This is a genomic window from Cellulomonas composti, from assembly GCF_007990245.1.
Taxonomy (GTDB): Bacteria; Actinomycetota; Actinomycetes; order Actinomycetales; family Cellulomonadaceae; genus Cellulomonas; species Cellulomonas composti.
In genome coordinates, this window is record NZ_BJWG01000012.1 from 11,690 (window position 1) to 28,920 (window position 17,231).

General features: G+C 75.5%; 14 protein-coding genes. 7 read left to right on the forward strand and 7 right to left on the reverse strand.

The genetic code is table 11. From position 1 onward, the window contains the following. Positions 1 to 92: 92 nt before the first annotated feature. The gene (gene rfbB, locus CCO02nite_RS12440; RefSeq protein ID WP_146843482.1) at positions 93 to 1,088 is read left to right on the forward strand and encodes a dTDP-glucose 4,6-dehydratase; all 996 of its coding nucleotides are present in this window, start codon (positions 93 to 95) and stop codon (positions 1,086 to 1,088) included. A gap of 16 nt (positions 1,089 to 1,104) precedes the next feature. Here rfbB and CCO02nite_RS12445 read toward each other — a convergent pair whose 3' ends face one another. After that, positions 1,105 to 1,728: a dTDP-4-dehydrorhamnose 3,5-epimerase family protein gene (locus CCO02nite_RS12445; RefSeq protein ID WP_146843483.1), complete on the reverse strand. Its 624-nt coding sequence runs from the start codon at positions 1,726 to 1,728 to the stop codon at positions 1,105 to 1,107. A 106-nt stretch (positions 1,729 to 1,834) separates the two neighbouring features. On the opposite strand from CCO02nite_RS12445, the gene CCO02nite_RS12450 reads away from it, so the two are divergent. Continuing rightward, the gene (locus CCO02nite_RS12450; RefSeq protein WP_146843484.1) at positions 1,835 to 2,491 is read left to right on the forward strand and encodes an arsenate reductase/protein-tyrosine-phosphatase family protein; all 657 of its coding nucleotides are present in this window, start codon (positions 1,835 to 1,837) and stop codon (positions 2,489 to 2,491) included. Between the two features lie 9 nt (positions 2,492 to 2,500). Next, on the forward strand, positions 2,501 to 2,707 hold the full coding sequence (locus CCO02nite_RS12455) for a DUF2530 domain-containing protein (protein WP_146843485.1): 207 nt from the start codon (positions 2,501 to 2,503) through the stop codon (positions 2,705 to 2,707). 23 nt (positions 2,708 to 2,730) lie between these two features. Here CCO02nite_RS12455 and CCO02nite_RS12460 read toward each other — a convergent pair whose 3' ends face one another. Genes CCO02nite_RS12460 through CCO02nite_RS12470 form a run of 3 tightly spaced genes read right to left on the reverse strand, consistent with a single transcriptional unit; the run spans position 2,731 to position 7,387 of the window. Further along, positions 2,731 to 5,988 (reverse strand): sacsin N-terminal ATP-binding-like domain-containing protein, encoded by a 3,258-nt coding sequence (locus CCO02nite_RS12460; RefSeq protein ID WP_146843486.1) that lies wholly within the window; start codon positions 5,986 to 5,988, stop codon positions 2,731 to 2,733. Beyond that, a complete protein-coding gene (locus CCO02nite_RS12465) occupies positions 5,985 to 7,001 on the reverse strand; it encodes a DUF3027 domain-containing protein (protein ID WP_146843487.1) in 1,017 nt (338 codons plus the stop codon). Before CCO02nite_RS12465 ends, CCO02nite_RS12460 begins: the two co-directional genes overlap by 4 nt. 2 nt (positions 7,002 to 7,003) lie before the next feature. Then, complete coding sequence (locus CCO02nite_RS12470) at positions 7,004 to 7,387, reverse strand: cold-shock protein (RefSeq protein WP_146843488.1); 384 nt, start codon at positions 7,385 to 7,387, stop codon at positions 7,004 to 7,006. 258 nt (positions 7,388 to 7,645) lie between these two features. Here CCO02nite_RS12470 and CCO02nite_RS12475 point away from each other — a divergent pair, with 258 nt between their 5' ends. Beyond that, positions 7,646 to 7,837: a hypothetical protein gene (locus CCO02nite_RS12475; protein ID WP_146843489.1), complete on the forward strand. Its 192-nt coding sequence runs from the start codon at positions 7,646 to 7,648 to the stop codon at positions 7,835 to 7,837. A gap of 13 nt (positions 7,838 to 7,850) precedes the next feature. Here the strand turns inward: CCO02nite_RS12475 and CCO02nite_RS12480 are convergent, their stop codons facing one another. Further along, positions 7,851 to 9,044 (reverse strand): M20 metallopeptidase family protein, encoded by a 1,194-nt coding sequence (locus CCO02nite_RS12480; protein WP_146843490.1) that lies wholly within the window; start codon positions 9,042 to 9,044, stop codon positions 7,851 to 7,853. Positions 9,045 to 9,408: 364 nt separating this feature from the next. On the opposite strand from CCO02nite_RS12480, the gene CCO02nite_RS12485 reads away from it, so the two are divergent. The 3 genes from CCO02nite_RS12485 (at position 9,409) to CCO02nite_RS12495 (ending at position 16,186) form a co-directional block, all read left to right on the forward strand. Next, positions 9,409 to 11,982, forward strand: coding sequence for a helicase-associated domain-containing protein (locus CCO02nite_RS12485; RefSeq protein ID WP_146843491.1), 2,574 nt, complete (start codon positions 9,409 to 9,411; stop codon positions 11,980 to 11,982). After that, positions 11,979 to 13,619 (forward strand): DNA repair helicase XPB, encoded by a 1,641-nt coding sequence (locus tag CCO02nite_RS12490; RefSeq protein ID WP_146843492.1) that lies wholly within the window; start codon positions 11,979 to 11,981, stop codon positions 13,617 to 13,619. The genes CCO02nite_RS12485 and CCO02nite_RS12490 overlap by 4 nt, the downstream gene beginning before the upstream one ends. A gap of 917 nt (positions 13,620 to 14,536) precedes the next feature. Next, positions 14,537 to 16,186, forward strand: a complete 1,650-nt coding sequence (locus CCO02nite_RS12495) for an ABC-F family ATP-binding cassette domain-containing protein (protein WP_146843493.1) — start codon at positions 14,537 to 14,539, stop codon at positions 16,184 to 16,186. A gap of 1 nt (position 16,187) precedes the next feature. Here the strand turns inward: CCO02nite_RS12495 and CCO02nite_RS12500 are convergent, their stop codons facing one another. Beyond that, positions 16,188 to 16,481, reverse strand: a complete 294-nt coding sequence (locus tag CCO02nite_RS12500) for a hypothetical protein (protein ID WP_146843494.1) — start codon at positions 16,479 to 16,481, stop codon at positions 16,188 to 16,190. A 10-nt stretch (positions 16,482 to 16,491) separates the two neighbouring features. After that, a complete protein-coding gene (locus CCO02nite_RS12505) occupies positions 16,492 to 17,223 on the reverse strand; it encodes a type 1 glutamine amidotransferase (RefSeq protein WP_246117533.1) in 732 nt (243 codons plus the stop codon). Positions 17,224 to 17,231 lie beyond the last annotated feature (8 nt).

Genomic DNA, 17,231 nt, shown 5'->3' on the forward strand with positions numbered 1-17,231 from the left:
CCGCGGTGTCACCCGTGCGCCACGCCCCGGCGACGGCGTTTCACCCGGACATACCGCCACGACCGCGACGGGGACCGACCTAGGCTGCGGCCATGCGACTCCTCGTGACCGGCGGTGCGGGCTTCATCGGCTCGAACTTCGTGCACCAGAGCGTGCGTGAGCATCCCGACGTGCGCGTCACCGTGCTCGACCTGCTCACCTACGCGGGCGACCGGCGCTCGCTCGAACCCGTCGCCGACGACGTCGAGCTCGTCGAGGGCGACGTCGCGGACGCGGCCCTCGTCGACGCGTTGGTCGCCCGCAGCGACGTCGTCGTGCACTTCGCCGCCGAGTCGCACAACGACAACTCGCTCGCCGAGCCGTGGCCGTTCGTGCGGACGAACCTCGTCGGCACCTACACGCTGCTCGAGGCCGTCCGCCGGCACGGCGTGCGCTACCACCACATCTCGACCGACGAGGTGTACGGCGACCTCGAGCTCGACGACCCGGCGCGCTTCGACGAGAGCACGCCGTACAACCCCTCATCGCCCTACTCGTCGACCAAGGCCGGCTCCGACCTGCTGGTCCGCGCCTGGGCGCGCTCCTTCGGCGTGCGCGCGACGATCTCGAACTGCTCCAACAACTACGGCCCGTACCAGCACGTGGAGAAGTTCATCCCGCGCCAGATCACCCAGCTCGTCGACGGCGCCCGGCCGAAGGTCTACGGCACGGGCGCCAACGTCCGGGACTGGATCCACGTCGAGGACCACAACAGCGCGGTCTGGCGGATCCTCGAGGACGGCGCTCCCGGGCGGACCTACCTCGTCGGCGCGGACGGCGAGGCCGACAACCTGACGGTCGTGCGCACGCTCCTGGAGATCTTCGGACGCCCGGCCGACGACATCGAGTTCGTCGCCGAGCGCCCGGGTCACGACCTGCGCTACGCGATCGACCCGACGCTCCTGCGCACCGAGCTCGGCTGGCGGCCGCGGTACACCGACTTCCGCAGCGGACTCGAGTCGACCGTCGCGTGGTACGTCGACAACGAGGCGTGGTGGCGGCCCGCCAAGGCCGCGACCGAGGAGCGCTACGCGCAGCAGAGCCGCTGAGGCAGCCGGCTCGAGCTCACGAGCGAGCAGAGCGCTCCGCGACGTACGCCGCGACCTCGTCGGCTCGCGGCAGCAGACCCGCCGCGAGCGCGTCGGCGAGCGAGGGCGCGTCCCTGTCCTTGTCCGAGAGCACCGGGACGAGCGGGCTGCCGTCGCGCCCGGTCGTCGGCCAGTCGATCGCGAGATCCGGGTCGAGCGGGTGCACGCCGTGCTCACCGGTCGGCGCGTACGGGGCCGAGCACAGATAGACCACGGTCGAGCCGTCGGCGAGCGACAGGAACGCGTGCCCGAGCCCCTCGGAGAGGTACACCGCGCGATGCCCGACGTCGTCGAGCAGCACCGAGTCCCAGCGTCCGAACGTCGGCGAGCCGACCCGCAGGTCGACCACCACGTCCAGGACCGCACCGGCGACGCACGTCACGTACTTCGCCTGCCCCGGCGGCACGTCCGCGAAGTGCACGCCGCGCAGCACGCCGGCCGCCGAGACCGACACGTTCGCCTGGTGCAGGTCGAACCGGTGCCCGATCGCCGCCGCGAGGTCGGCGCCGCGGAACCACTCCTGGAACCGTCCCCGCGCGTCACCGAACGTCGGGTTCTCGACGACGAAGGCCCCCGCCACCGCCAGCGGCTCCACACCCATCCGGCCTGCCCCTCTCGTCCCGGTTCGCGGAGCACCAGTGTGGCGGTCCGGACGCCCCGCGCGGGCCGGGGGCGCGGGTGACTTCGCGTCGGCCACAATGGGCGCCATGCCCGCTCCTGACGGTCCCGTGCGCGTGCTCGCGGTGTGCACCGGCAACATCTGCCGCTCACCCGCGACCGAACGCCTGCTCGCCGCCGCGCTCGGCGTCGCCCACCGCGGAGCCGCCCCGCTCGGCGGGGTCGAGGTCGGCTCGGCCGGCACGCGCGCGCTCGTCGGGTACGCCATGACCGACGAGATGGCGGCGCTGGTCGCCGCCGACGGGGCGTCCCCCGCCGGGTTCACGGCCCGTCGGCTGACCGCCGACCTGGTCGCCCAGGCCGATCTCGTGCTCGCGCTGACCCGCGCGCACCGCAGCGAGGTCGTCGCGCTGCAGCCCGCCGCCGTGCGGCGCACGTTCACGCTGCGCGAGCTCGCACGTCTCGTCGCAGGCGCCCGACCCGACGAGGTGCGCGCGACCGGCCCCGACGTCGCGACGCGGCTCGTCGCCCTGCCCGAGCTGCTCGCGCCGAGACGGCGCGCGGCGCACCGGCCCGACGACGACGACGTCGTCGACCCCTACGGTCGCGGCGCCGCGACATACCTCGAGAGCCACGTCGCGATCTGTGCGGCCGTGCGCGCGCTCGCCGACGCCGTGCGCGACCCCGAGCCTGCGCCAGTGCCCGGTCCGGTGCCCGCTCCCGTCCCCGCCGCGCCCGCGTCGTAGGCTCCTCGCGTGCCGTCCCCCACCCACGCCCCGCCGCCGCCGGTCGCGGTCGATCTCGCGCGCGTGGTGCAGGTCGGCCTCGCACTCTGGGCGATCGGGCTCGTCGTGACCGTGGGGCTCGCGCTGACCGACGTCACCGACTGGGTGCCCGCCGCGACGTGCGGCGCCGGCATCGCGATCGGGTTCGCCGCGCTCGCCTGGACCCGCCGGCACTAGCCCGCGGCACCAGCACCGCGGCACTAGGCCTCCGGTTCGGGCTCCGCCCAGGCCACGTCCAGCACGACGTCCCCCGCACGCGACTCGTCCGCGAGGACCGCCTCGATCGCGTGCCGCAACGACCAGCGGCCCGTCGTCTGGGCGATCGCCGCGGCCAGCCCCGCGAGCGTGGTCGCATGCAGTCGCGCATCCGGGCCGGCGCCGTCGACCCACCACTCGACCGGGACGTGGTCGACCCGCAGCTCCTCGTGCTCGCACCACACCTGAGGCACGTCCGGCAGCAACGCGCGCACCGCGGCCGCGACCTCGAGCGTGCTGCCGTCGTCGCGCGTGACGCGCCCGGCGGCGAGCTCGGCGACGCTCGGCAGGTCGAGCGCGCGGGCAAGCCGATGGGCCTCGTCGTCGTCCGGCGCCGGCACCAGCGCCGCGACGTCCGTGCGCTGCCACCACATCGGGCTCGGCGCGACGGCGGCGTCGTGCGCCGCGACGACCGCGACCTGACCGGCGGCGACGAACGCCGGGACCCGGTCCGGCGGCTCGTCGGGCGCGGCGAACCGCCACAGCGTCGCCGCCACCCGTACCTCCACCGCGGCGCCGAGCGGCCACCCGTCGAGCAGGTTCGTCCAGTCGGCCCGAGCCACGTCGCGCGGTCCGCGCACGCCACCCAGAGCGCGCAGCACGTCGACGTCCAGCCCCGCGACGGCCTCCGGCGCGGGCGGCAGCAGCCCCGCGAGCGCGCGGCCCGTACCGGGCACGACGAACGGCCCGTCCAGCCCCAGCGGCGCCCGGTTGCGCAGCCACCACGCGGTGTACGACGACGCGAGCACGCCCCGGTCGCTGCGCACCGGCTCGAGCAGCGCGCGGCGCAGGCCCAGTTCGGCGCACAGGCGCTCGAGCGTCTCCGGCCACGCGTCCGGCGCGACCGCGTCGAGGTCCGCGACCGCCACCACGTCACCCACGTACGTGCCCGCCCCGCAGCGCCGCGTCAGCTCGTCGAGGAACTCGTCCCAGCCGTCGAGCGCCTGCACCAGCAGCGCCCCGGGCTCGTCGGCCGCCGGCTCGGCCTGGTCCGTGAGCACGTCCGGGACCGTGAAGCTCACCAGGTCCTCCCGCACACCGGCCGCGACGAGCGTCGCCGCGCCCCACCGGTCGACCTCGCTGCGCGCGACCGCACCGAGCACGCGCTCGTCGAGCAGCCGGTGCGCGGGCGTGCCCGGCAGCACCAGCCCGTCCGCGGGCACCCGCTCACCCGTCGCGGACCGCAGCGGGACCAGGGCGAGCCACTCGCGCACGTCGTCGGGCAGCGCGTCGGACGTGCCCGCGAGCGCACGCCAGCGTCCCGGGTCGCGCGGGGGCAGCGCGGCCGCGACCAGCGTGAGGACCGCGGTCGTCAGGTCCGACGAGCCCGCGACGTCCGCCCCGTCGTCGTCCACGCGCCCGTCGTCGGTGCGCTCGTCGTCGGTGCGCTCGTCGTCCGCGCGCTCGTCGTCGGTGCGCTCGTCGTCCGCGTGCTCGTCGTCCGCGTGCTCGTCGTCCCAGGCGAGGACCGCGGCGCGGACGGGCGGGAGGCGCAGCAGGCCGGTCGCGTCCGGGGTCTGCGCGCCGAGCCGTTCCAGCAGCGGGTGCGCCGCCGCGGGGTCCACGACGCGCACACCCCAGGAGGCGAGCGCCGGCAGCACGCCGGCAACCCGTTCGGCGAGGTCCGCGTCGAGCACGCACGTCCCGCGCGCACCGCGCACGACCCGGCCGTCGGCGAGCGGGACCGGCAGCGCGGCCAACGCCTCGGCGCGGTCACGCTCGCCCGCGCCGAGCGCGTCCAGCGCGTCGTACAGCTCGGCCCAGTCGTCGGCCGGGCCGGTGCTCGGGAGGTCCTCGACGAGGTCGGTGAGCGTACGCAGCTCGACGCCCAGCGTGCGCGCGTGCGCGAGCCGGTCGGGCGCGACCGCCACCAGGCTCGCGATCCGGCGCCCGAGCACCGCGAGCGCAGCGGTGCTCGTCGTGACGACCGCGACCGCCCGCGCCGGAGCCACGAGCCCCTCGGTGCGCTCGTGCGCGGGCCGGTCGTCGTGCTCCGCCTCGCGCGCCGGGCCGTCGGTCGCGGCCGTGCCGGCCGGGACGAGCAGCGGGGTGCGGGCCAGACGTTCGACGAGCGCGCGGCGCAGCGCACCGTCGAGCGGGCCGGCGGCGAGCGACGTCGGGACGAGTCCGAGGACGTCGCCGCCGTCGGCTGCGACCGTCCGCGCGAGGGTCGCGTACGCGTCCGCGGCGTGCTCGACCAGCGCGTCGGTGAGCGGGCCGGTGCTGACGTGCCGCCGCGTCGGGTCGAGCGGGAACGTCGCGATCAGCACCGCGGGCAGGTCGAGCGGCTCGTCGGTGGGCGTGGGGGCATGCACCACGCGCGCGCCGGCCGCCGGGACCCGCGCCTCGGCCGTCCGGGGCAACGCCCACGTGACGCGCCATCCGGTCGCCGCGCGCTCCTCGACCGGCCGGTCCGCGAGCAGCGCGGGCGCGACCTCACCCTCGGCCGAGACCACGAGCCACCGCTGGTGCGGATCCGTCAGCCGACGCAGCGGCGGACCCTCGCCCGTCTCGTCCTCGATCATGACCTCGACGAGCCCGGGCAGCGCAAGCAGCAGCGCGTCGTCGACGCCGCGCAGGAGCGTGCGGACCTCGTCGGCCGCGACCTCGTCGCGCAGCTGCAGCACGACCGCGGTGTCGAAGCCCTCGGGCGGGCGACCCGACGCCGCGAACGGCAGCCGCAGCGCCGGCAGCGACCCGTCACGGCGCCGCACCTCCTCGGCGAGCGCGGGGCCCGCCGCGCTCGCGGCCGCGAGCTCGTCCGTCGTGTCCGCGAGCGAGAAGCGCACCGCGCCGGTGGTCGAGAGCACCGCGATCTCGTCGGCCACGGCGCGCACCGCGGCGAACCCGACGCCGAACCGGCCCACCACGGCCGGGCCGTGCCCCTCGCGCTTGGCCGATGCGCGCATCGCCGCGAGCGCAGCCACGCCCGGCGCGTCCAGCGGTGCGCCGGTGTTGGCCGCGACGAGGACCGGGCCGCCGTCGAGCTCCGTGAGCCGCAGCAGGAGCCTGCCGGGCACGCCCGCCCGCACCGCCGCGTCGGCGGCGTTCTGCGCGAGCTCGACGAGCACGCGGTCGCGGTAGTAGCCGCGTGCGTGGTCCTCCTCGACGTTCGCGTCCTCGCGCAGTCGCGCCGGGGACTCGCGCCAGGCCCGCAGGACTGCCGACCGCAGCGCGGCCGTGTCGAACGGGTCGACCGTCACTGCCCCGCGTCGGCCTGCTCGACCGGCACAGCCTCGTCGTCCGCCGCGTCGATCGCCACTGCGTCGTCGGACGCAGGCTCGTCGTGCACGGCCTCGTCGGACGCAGCCTCGTCGTGCTCGGTCTCGTCGGACGCAGCCTCGTCGTGCACGGCCTCGTCGGACGCAGCCTCGTCGTGCTCGGTCTCGTCGGACGCGGCCTCGTCGGACGCGGCCTCGTCCGTCACCGGCTCGTCGAACGCAGGCTCGTCGGCCGTGGGCGCGGCGGAGCGGTCGACCGACTCGACGCGCAGCTCGTCGATCAGAGGGTCCGCGTCAGGCCACTCGGAGGGCGGCGTCTCGGCGTCGGTCTCCGAGTGCGCACCGCACCCGTGGTCGTAGGAGACCACGCGACCGTCGTCGGGCGACCACTCGTTGACGCACACGCCGAACAGCGTGCCGAGCGCACCCTGCAACGGGACGAGGAACCCGCACGTCTGGCACGCGGCCGCGGATGCGAGCGCGCCGGCGCTCGTCGGGCCCTGCGAACCGCGGTACCAACGCTCGGCCGCCTCGGCGATCCCGTCGGTGGACAGCACGCGCGCACGCGCCAGGGCGAGCTCGTCGATCGCCACGGAGTCGAGCTCGTCGTCGCCCGTGGGCGTCCAGCCCGGCTCGAGGCGCGGGTCGTCGGAGCGGAACGGGAGCACGTCACCCGGGCCGATGTCGCCGGGCCGCAGGCGCTCCGCCCACGGCACCCATGCGCGGCCGAGGATCGCGTCGTCGCCCGGCAGGAGCTCGGCCTCGCAGACCGTCGCCGTGCGGCCGCGCGGCACGCGCGCCACCGTGACGGTCCACTCCCAGCCGCGGTAGCCGCGCGCCAGGCACGCGAACCGGTGCGAGACGAGCCGCTCACCCTCGACGACGACGCCCAGGTGCTCGCCGACGTCGGACGGGTCCTGCGCCAGCTCGACCGCGACCTCGCGCGCGAGGTCGACGGCGGAGCCCAGGACGGCGTCCTTCGTCGCGACGGCCACGATCAGCCCTCGAACTCGTCGGCGACGGCGCGCAGCATCTGCGCGTACGCCTTGCCACGGGCCGGCTCGGGGTAGCGACCGCGGCGCAGGTCACCGCTCGCGCGGTCGAGCAGCTTGATGAGGTCCTCGACCACGACGACCATCTCGTCGGGCTTGCGGCGCTGCGACTTGGCCACGGACGGGACCGGGTCGAGCATCTTGACGGACAGCGCCTGCGGGCCGCGCTTGCCGTCGGCGACGCCGAAGTCGACCTTGGCGCCGGGCTTCGGAGCCGTGACGCCCGCGGGCAGCGCCGAGGCGTGCAGGAACACCTCGCCGCCGTCGTCGCCGGCGATGAACCCGAACCCGCGCTCGGTGTCGAACCACTTGACCTTGCCGGTAGGCACGGCAGACCCCTGTCGTGAGAAGAACGTACGTCGGGTCAAGGTTACCGGGCGCGTCCACACAGTTCGTCGCATCGCGCCGGAGCCGGGTGCCCCGGCGCCACGAGCCCGGACGAAGGTCCCTTCAGCCGGCGCCTCTGTGGCCGACAGTGAGAGTGGAGCAGCAGGCCGCTGCACCGGTCCGACGGGAGCACACCCCCGCTCCCGCGAACAGACGTGTGACACACCCTGTCACCGCACGACGATGTGCAGGAGGACCCCGTGCAGTCAGAGCAGTTCGTCAGGGACTACCAGTTCCCGGAACAGTCGCTCAGGAACTACCGGCTCGTCTCGCAGGCGCTCGAGCTCCGGCTCGCCCGAGAGGAGGCACGCAGCCGCTACCCCTCGTCGGCCGTCCGCGTGGTGCACCACACGTCGCACCTGCGCCTGCCGCACCGACGCCGTAGCAGCTGACGTCGCCCGCCGGTCAGCCCTCGGCGAGCCGGTCCAGCGCGAGCGCGGCCAGCAGCGACGCGCTCGTCGCGAGCGCGTCGTCATGGAACCGCGCATGCGGTGAGTGGTTGTACGGCGCGGTCGCGGGATCCTCTCCCGGCAGCAGCGCGCTGACGAAGACGAACGCGCCCGGCGCCTCCTGCAGGACGAACGAGAAGTCCTCACCGCCCGCGAGCGGCTGCGGCATCGTCACCCAGGCGTGCTCACCGAGCAGCTCCCGGGTCAGCCGGGCCGTGCGCTCGAGCTCGTGCGGGTCGTTGACCGTGACCGGGTAGCCGCGGCGGTAGTCGACGTCCGCCGTCAGGCCGTGCGCCGCGGCGACGTGCTCGCACACCTCGCGCAGTCGCTCGGGTGCCGCCTGCCACGTCGCGTCCGAGAAGGTGCGGATCGTGATCTCGAGCGTCGCGGTCGCCGGGATGATGTTGTTCGCCGTGCCCGCGTGGATCGCGCCGACCGTCACGACGATCGGGTCGAACGCGTCGAACCGCCGCGTCACCATCGCCTGCAGCGCGAGCACGATCTCCGCAGCCACCGGCACCGGGTCGAGCGCACGATGCGGCGCCGAGCCGTGACCACCCGCGCCCTGCACCGTCACCACCGCGGAGTCCGTGGCCGCCATGAGGGTGCCGGGCCGCCCCGCGACCACGCCCTGCGGCAGCAGCCCGGCGGAGACGTGCACCCCGTACGCGGCGACCACGCGCTCACCGGCCGCGTCGAGCACGCCTTCGTCGATCATGATCTGCGCGCCGCCGTCGCCCTCCTCGCCCGGCTGGAACATGAAGACGACCGAGCCGGGCAGGTCGTCGCGCCGCGCCGCGAGCAGCCGAGCGGCTCCGACGAGACCTGCGACGTGCATGTCGTGCCCGCACGCGTGCATCAGGCCTTCGTTCTGGGACGAGAACGGCTCGCCCGTGAGCTCCGTGACGGGCAGCGCGTCCATGTCCCCGCGCAGCAGCACCGCCGGCCCCGGCCTACCGCCGCGCAGCACCGCCGTGACCGAGTCCAACCCGGCCCCCGTGCTCACCTCGAGGCCGAGCCCGGCGAGCGCCTCGAGCACCAGGGCCTGCGTGCGAGGCAGCTCGAGACCGAGCTCGGGCGTGCGGTGCAGCGCGTGTCGTAGCTCGGCAAGCTCGGGCAGCAGGACGCGCGCGTCGTCGAGAAGGCTCACCCGGCGACGGTACCCCCGCCCCCCGGGCCGGCACGAGGTCGTGTCGAGCGCGCCGTTCGCCCGCCTCCGTGGCGCCGACGACGACGCGCATGCCGACCTCGTCGGGCCCGTGGTCCTGCCGTTCGCACTACTCGTACCCGTCCTCGGTGTCCTCGTCACGACGAGCGGGCTCAGCTTGGAGCCTGCGACGGCTCCCCCGACGCCGTGCCGTCCTCGGCGACGATCTGGCTCGTCGCCGCGCTCGTCGTCGGCACCTGGCGCCGGCTCACCCACGAGGTGCGCTGAGGCGCAGGCCTCGCGTGGCCGTGGGGTGACTTGTGGACCCGGGGGTCGCGGGTTCGGTGGGGCCCGTATCGTGGTGCGGATGGCCACGTTCTCCGGGTACCTGCGCTCGTCGTCCGACGAGCAGCTCGTGGCGCTCCTGGGTCGACGCCCCGATCTGGCGTCGCCGTCGCCCGGCAACCTCACGTCGCTCGCTGTGCGCGCGACCGGGCGGGGCAGCCTCGAGCGGGCGCTCGCGGGCGTCGATGCGGTGGTGCTGCAGGTCCTCGAGGCCGTCGTCGTGCTCGACGGCGCGACGCGTGCGCAGGTCGCGCAGGCGGTCGCGGGCGGCCACGACCCGGAGGTCGCCCGCGCGCTCGACGACGCCCTCACCCTCGCGCTGCTCTTCGTCGACGACGCCACGCCCGACGACGAACGGTCCGGCGACAAGCAGTCCGGCGACACGCAGTCCGGCGACACGCAGTCCGGCGACACGCAGCACGGCGAGGGCCGCGGCGACGGGCTGCTCCGGGCCGCACCGGGACTCGTCGAGGTGCTCGGTGCGCACCCCGCCGGGCTCGCGACCGACGTGCCGTCGCATGCGCCGGCGGCCTCGACGAGCCGGACGAACGCCCCGACGAGCAGGACGAGCCGCCCCACGATCGACCGCGGGAGCACGAGGAGCCGCACCCCCGACCCGACGAGCAGCCCGACGAGCAGCCCGACGAGCGCCGCGGCTGCCGGTGCCGACCAGTCGCTCCCGCCCGGGCTCGCCGCGGCGCTCGAGACCGTGCTCGCCGGCGAGGACGAGAGCTCGCTCGCCGGGCGGGCGATCCTCGACGCGCTGACCTGGGGGCCACCGGTCGGGCTCGCGCCGGCGGTGGGGACATCGGCCGGGGACGCGGTGCTGCGGCTCGTGGAGCAGGGGCTCCTCGTCCGCGGCCAGGGACGGCACGTGCTTCTCCCCGGGGCGGTCGCGCTCGTGCTGCGCGGGGGACGCACGCACCGCGGCGTCGCCACGATCCCCGACCTCGACACCGGCAGCGTGCGGCCCGCCGCGACCGTCACGGCGGAGTCGGCGGGAGCGGGCGAACGGTGCGCACGGCTCGTCGCGCGGCTCGCGCGGCGATGGGAGGCGCAGCCCCCGGGGGTGCTGCGCGCGGGCGGGCTCGCGGTGCGCGAGCTCAAGCGGGTCGCCGCGGAGCTGGAGGTCGACGACGCGCAGGCCGCGTTCGTCGTCGAGCTCGCGGGTGCGGCGGGGCTGGTCGGGCCGGACGAGGGCGAGCCGCCCGTGTTCGTCCCGACCACGGAGCTCGATCCGTGGCTCGCGCTCGACCTGCCCGCGCGGTGGGTCGCGCTGGCGCGCGCGTGGCTGACGACGACGCGTACGCCCTGGCTGGTCGGCAGCCGCGACGAGAAGGGCACGGTGCGCGCGGCGCTCGACCCGGAGCTGCGACGGCCGTGGGCGCCCCGGCTGCGACGCTCCGTGCTCGGCGCGTTCGCGGACGCACCCGCCGGGTCGGCGCCGGACGTCGACGACGTGCTCGCGCTGCTGACCTGGGCCACGCCGCGCTCGGTGCCGCCACGCGCGGCGGTGGCCGCGGTCCTGGCCGAGGCCGGGTGGCTCGGCATCCTCGGGGCGGGCGCGCTGTCCGAGGCCGGCCGCGCCGTGCTCGCGGACGACGTCGACGGGGCCACGACGAGGTTCGCGGCCGGCCTGCCGCCCGAGGTCGACGACCTGCTGCTGCAGGGCGACCTCACCGGCATCGTCCCGGGGCGTCCGGGCGCGACGCTCGAGGCGCTGCTCGACGTGGCGACCGTGGTCGAGTCCCGCGGCGGCGCGCTGACGGTCCGGTTCACCCCCGACTCGGTACGGGCCGCGCTCGACGAGGGACGCACCGCCGACGAGCTGCTCGCCGAGCTGGGGGCGTTCGCGCGCGGACCCGTGCCGCAGCCGCTCGACTACCTCGTGCGGGACGCCGCGCGGCGGCACGGCCGGCTGCGCGCGGGGACGGCCTCGTCGTACCTGCGGGCCGACGACCCCGCGCTGCTCGCGGGCCTCGCGGACGACCCGCGGCTCGCCTCGCTCGGCCTGCTGCAGCTCGCGCCGACCGTGCTGGCGGCGCAGGCGCCGACGCGTGAGGTCGTCGAGACGCTGCGCGAGCACGGGCTGGCGCCCGTCGCGGAGACCCCGGACGGGCTGGTGCTGCACCTGGAGCGCCCGGTCCGGCGCGCGCGCCGGCGGCACCGCCGCACCGAACCGGGCGCCCCGCCGAGCGAGCTCGCCGCGCTCGTGCGTCGCCTGCGCACCGGAGCCGCGAGCACCGCGCCCACGCCGAGCCCCGTGCCGTCGTCGGGCTCCGTGTCGTCGTCGGACACCGCGTCGTCGTCGGGCTCCGCGTCGTCGTCGGGCACCGCACTCGCGCCGGGCCGACGCGGAACAGCCGACCCTGCCGAAGCGTTGGCCCTGCTGCGCGAGGCGGCCGCCGACCGGACCCAGGTGTGGGTCGAGCTCGTCGGCCCGACGGGTCAGCACGAGCGCCGGCTGCTGCGGCCCCTGCGGGTCGAGGGCGGTCGGCTGCGGGCGGCGGACGCACTGCGTGAGTCCGAGCTGTCGGTCGCGGTGCACCGCATCGCCACCGTCACGCGCGCCGACGACGAGAAGGAGGACGTGTGAGCGGACCGCTCATCGTGCAGAGCGACAAGACGCTGCTGCTGGAGGTCGACCACGACCAGGCGGACGCCTGCCGCCGCGCGATAGCGCCGTTCGCGGAGCTCGAGCGCGCGCCCGAGCACGTGCACACCTACCGGCTCACACCGCTCGGGCTGTGGAACGCGCGCGCCGCGGGCCACGACGCCGAGCAGGTCGTCGACGTGCTGCTCGAGTACAGCCGCTACCCGGTGCCGCACGCGTTGCTCGTCGACGTCGCGGAGATCATGGCCCGCTACGGGCGCCTGCAGCTCGTGCAGGACCCGGTGCACGGGCTCGTCCTGCACGCGCTGGACCCGGCAGTGCTCGCCGAGGTCATGCGCTCCAAGCGGACCGCGGGCCTGCTGGGCGCGCGGCTCGACGCGACCGACGTCGTCGTGCACGCGTCCGAGCGCGGCCACCTCAAGCAGGTGCTGCTCAAGCTCGGCTGGCCTGCCGAGGACCTCGCGGGCTACGTGGACGGCGAGGCGCACCCGATCGCGCTCGAGCAGGACGGCTGGGCCATGCGGCCCTACCAGCAGCACGCGGTCGACGGGTTCTGGCACGGCGGGTCCGGGGTCGTCGTGCTGCCCTGCGGGGCGGGCAAGACGATCGTGGGCGCCGCGGCCATGGCCAAGAGCTCGACGACGACGCTCATCCTGGTGACCAACACCGTCAGCGCCCGGCAGTGGCGCGACGAGCTCGTGCGACGCACGTCGCTGACCGAGGACGAGATCGGCGAGTACTCGGGCGCCCGCAAGGAGATCCGACCGGTCACGATCGCGACGTACCAGGTGCTCACCACGCGCCGCAACGGCTCCTACACGCACCTCGAGCTGCTCGACGCACGCGACTGGGGCCTCGTCGTGTACGACGAGGTGCACCTGCTGCCCGCGCCGATCTTCCGCATGACCGCGGACCTGCAGGCGCGTCGGCGCCTGGGGCTGACCGCGACGCTCGTGCGCGAGGACGGGCGTGAGGACGAGGTGTTCTCGCTGATCGGGCCCAAGCGGTTCGACGCGCCGTGGAAGGACATCGAGGCGCAGGGCTACATCGCGCCCGCGGAGTGCGTCGAGGTACGTCTGACGCTGCCCGACGCCGAGCGCATGACCTACGCGACGGCCGAGCCCGAGGAGAAGTACCGGCTGGCCGCCACCGCTGCGGGCAAGAACCGGGTCGTCGAGCAGCTCGTCGCGCAGCACGACGGTGAGCCGACCCTCGTGATCGGCCAGTACCTCGACCAGCTGCACGAGCTGGCCGAGCACCTGGGCGCCGACCTCATCACCGGCGAGACGACCGTCCGCGAGCGGCAGCGGCTGTACGACGCGTTCCGCACCGGCGAGATCAGCCGGCTCGTCGTGTCCAAGGTCGCCAACTTCTCGATCGACCTGCCCGAGGCGTCGGTCGCGATCCAGGTGTCCGGCTCGTTCGGCTCCCGGCAGGAGGAGGCGCAGCGCCTCGGCCGGATCATGCGTCCCAAGGCGAGCGGCCGCACCGCCCACTTCTACACGGTCGTCGCGCGCGACACGGTCGACCAGGAGTTCGCCGCCCACCGTCAGCGCTTCCTGGCGGAGCAGGGCTACGCCTACACGATCCTGGACGCCGAAGACCTCCCCACCCCCTAACCCCCTCCCCCGTCGCCCCCTCCCCGTCACCCCGTCGCCGTCGCCGTCGCCCCCTCCCGTCACCCCGTCGCCGTCGCCCCCATCCGTCGATGCAGGGATGGATGCAGGTCTGGGCGGGTCCAGCCCGCGACACCTGCATCCATCCCTGCTGTCACGGGTAGCCGGCGCGCGGGGACGGGCGCCGGCGGTTGGCACGCCGGGTCGGCACGCAGGGAACGCCAGGGGGTCGGGGCTGCGCCGAGCTCCGGGCCGCGTTGATGCAGGGATCAGTGCAGGTCTGGGCGGGTCCAGCCCGCGACACCTGCACCCATCCCTGCCGTCACGGGTAACAGGCGCGCGGGGACGGGCGCCGGCGGTTGGCACACCGGATGGGCGCACAGGGGGTGCCGGGGGGTCGGGGGCGGAGCTGCGCCGAGCTCCGGGCCGCGTTGATGCAGGGATCAGTGCAGGTCCGGGCGGGTCCAGCCCGCGACACCTGCACCCATCCCTGCCGTCACGGGTAACCGGCGCGGGGACGGGCGCCGGCGGTTGGCACACCGGGTCGGCACGCAGGGGGCGCCAGGGGGTCGGGGCTGCGCCGAGCTCCGGGCCGCGTTGATGCAGGGATCAGTGCAGGTCTGGGCGGGTCCAGCCCGCGACACCTGCATCCATCCCTGCATCGACGGGGGTGGGCGCGACCGGGGCGGGGCGGGCGGGGGCGGGCGTGACCGGGGCGGGGGTGGGGCGGTGAGCAGCACCGGGTACCCGTCGATGCAGCGGTGGGTGCAGGTCTGGGCGGGTGGAGCCCGCGAGAGCTGCATCCATGTGTGCTTTGAGGGGCGGAGCGGGGGCGGAGCGGGGGCGGAGCGGGGGCGGAGCAGGGGTAGGGGCGGGAATCGGGGTGACAGTGGGGGGTGGGTTCGGGGGAGGATGGTGGGATGTCCGGGACCGTGGTGGCGCAGGGGGTCGGTGCGGGGTTCGGGGACCGGGAGCTGTTCGCCGGGGTGGACCTGGTGGTGGCGCCGGGAGACGTCGTCGGGCTCGTCGGACCCAACGGGGCCGGCAAGTCGACGCTGCTGCACCTGCTCGCCGGGCTGCGCGCGCCCGACGCGGGACGCGTGGGCGTCACGCCGACGGACGCGGCGGTCGGGCTGCTCGCCCAGGAGGTCGAGCGGGTTCCCGACGAGACGGTGACCCAGCACCTCGAACGACGCACGGGCGTGACGGCCGCGCAGGCGGCCCTCGACGCGGCCGCCGACGCCTTCGGCGCGGGTGCGGACGGAGCTGACGACGCGTACGCGCACGCCCTCGAGCACTGGCTCGCGCTCGGCGGGGCGGACCTCGACCCGCGGATCGGGGTCGTCGCCAAGGACCTGGCGCTCGACGTGGACCTCGACCTGCCGATGACGGCGCTGTCCGGCGGGCAGGCCGCACGCGTGGGGCTCGCGGCGCTGCTGCTGTCCCGGTTCGACGTGTACCTGCTCGACGAGCCGACCAACGACCTCGACGCCGACGGCCTGCGCCGCCTCGAGCAGTTCGTCGGGCAGCTCGAGGCGCCCGTCGTCGTCGTGAGCCACGACCGCGAGTTCCTCAGCCGCACCGTGACGAGCGTCGTCGAGATCGACCGGAGCCTGCAGCGCGTCGTCGTGTACGGCGGGACGTACGACGCGTACCTCGACGAACGTTCGATCACCCGCACCCGCGCGCGGGAGGCGTACGACGAGTACGCGGACCGGCTCTCGACGCTGCAGGAGCGTGCCCGGCGTCAGCGGGCCTGGATGGAGAAGGGCGTGCGCAACGCGCGGCGCAAGGCCACCGACCCGGACAAGCACGTCAAGCACTTCCGCGGCGAGACCTCGGAGAAGCAGGCGTCCAAGGCGCGCCAGACCGACCGCGCGATCGAGCGGCTGGAGCAGGTCGTCGAGCCGCGCAAGGAGTGGCAGCTCCAGATGAGCATCGGGGCGGCGCCGCGCTCGGGCGAGGTCGTCGCGACGGCCCGGGCAGCCGTCGTGCGGCGCGGGTCGTTCACGCTCGGCCCGGTGGACCTGCAGCTCGACCGGCAGGACCGGGTCGCCGTCACCGGGCCGAACGGTTCGGGCAAGTCGACCCTCCTGGCGCTGCTGCTGGGTCGCCTCACGCCCGACGAGGGTGCCGCGACGCTCGGTTCGGGCGTGCTCGTCGGCGAGGTGGACCAGGCCAGGGCCTTGTTCGAAGGCGACGAGGCCCTGGGCGACGCGTTCGCCCGCGAGGTCCCCGACTGGCCGACCGCGGACGTGCGGACGCTGCTCGCCAAGTTCGGGCTCGCGGGCCACCAGGTGCACCGGCCCGCGGCGACGCTCTCACCGGGCGAGCGCACCCGCGCCGCACTCGCGCTGCTCCAGGCCCGCGGTGTGAACCTGCTCGTGCTCGACGAGCCGACGAACCACCTCGACCTGCCGGCGATCGAGCAGCTCGAGCAGGCCATGGAGTCCTACGACGGCACGGTCCTGCTGGTCACGCACGACCGCCGCATGCTCGAGACGGTCCGCCTGACCCGCCGCTGGCACGTCGAGGCCGGCCAGGTCACGGAGATCCCCGCGGACGCGTGACTCACGGTCGCACGGCGTACCAGCGGGCGCCGAAGCGGCGGGTGAGCGAGCGGCCCTCGATCTCGGCGCGGTCGTCGAGGTGGTGCAGCACCGCCCAGCCGGCCCGGCGCGCGGACGCGTCGTCGTCGGCCTGGTAACGGATCGTCACGCGCGCGCGGCCGCGGACCACCTCGAGGTCGGACGCCTCGACCGTGACCAGCGTGCGCGCGAACGCGACCGCACCGGGCAGCAGGTCGGGCGCCGCGGTGCCGGGCCGCAGGAGCCCGACGAACGCGCGGACCCGGTACGACGGCACGCCCGGCGGCTCAGGCCTCGACGCGCCGGGCGGCGTGCTCGCGCACGACCGTCAGGAAGCCGGCCGCGAGCGCGGCGCCCGTCTCGACCAGCTCGTCCTCGCGGGCCGCGTAGTCGGCCAGGATCGCGTCGGTGTCGACCGTGCCGTCCCAGCGCGCCCAGTCACGCATCGTCGTCGTGGAGGCCTCGGGGTGGAACTGCAGGCCCCACGCGGACCCGACGCGGAACGCCTGGTACGGGTACTGGTTCGACGACGCGAGCCAGACGGCCCCCGGCGGCAGGTCGACGACCGCGTCGGAGTGCAGCGTCGGGACCGCGGTCACGCGGCGCTCGGGCAGGTTCGCGACGAACGGCCCGACGAACGCGTCGTCGAGCGCCTCGGGGCGCCAGAACACGTTGACGACGCCGGCCTCGGGTCCGGGGGGCGCGGCGACCTGCACCCGGCCCCCGGTCGCGACGGCGAGCAGCTGCGCGCCCAGGCAGATGCCGAGCGTCGGGACGCCGCTGCGGGCCGCGTCGGCCAGGAGGGTGCGCAGCGCCGGCAGCCACGCGGCGCCCTCGTCGTCGTAGGCGCTCATGTGGCCGCCGAGGACCACGAGTGCATCTGCGACCTCGGAGGCGGCGGGGATCGGCTCGCCCAGATCGGCGCGCACGAGGACGGTCTCCACCCCGGACCACCACCCGGCCAGCCGGTCGAGGGGGACGTCGGAGGAGCTCTGGATCACGGTCAGACGAATGCTCACGTCCACCG

What these genes read in the sequence shown, in the direction of transcription:
- CCO02nite_RS12495 (WP_146843493.1), top strand. Translation starts at nt 14,537, where the DNA reads ATGTCCGGGACCGTGGTGGCGCAGGGGGTCGGTGCGGGGTTCGGGGAC.
- CCO02nite_RS12450 (WP_146843484.1), top strand. Translation starts at nt 1,835, where the DNA reads ATGCCCGCTCCTGACGGTCCCGTGCGCGTGCTCGCGGTGTGCACCGGC.
- CCO02nite_RS12445 (WP_146843483.1), bottom strand. Translation starts at nt 1,728, where the DNA reads ATGGGTGTGGAGCCGCTGGCGGTGGCGGGGGCCTTCGTCGTCGAGAAC.
- CCO02nite_RS12485 (WP_146843491.1), top strand. Translation starts at nt 9,409, where the DNA reads ATGGCCACGTTCTCCGGGTACCTGCGCTCGTCGTCCGACGAGCAGCTC.
- rfbB (WP_146843482.1), top strand. Translation starts at nt 93, where the DNA reads ATGCGACTCCTCGTGACCGGCGGTGCGGGCTTCATCGGCTCGAACTTC.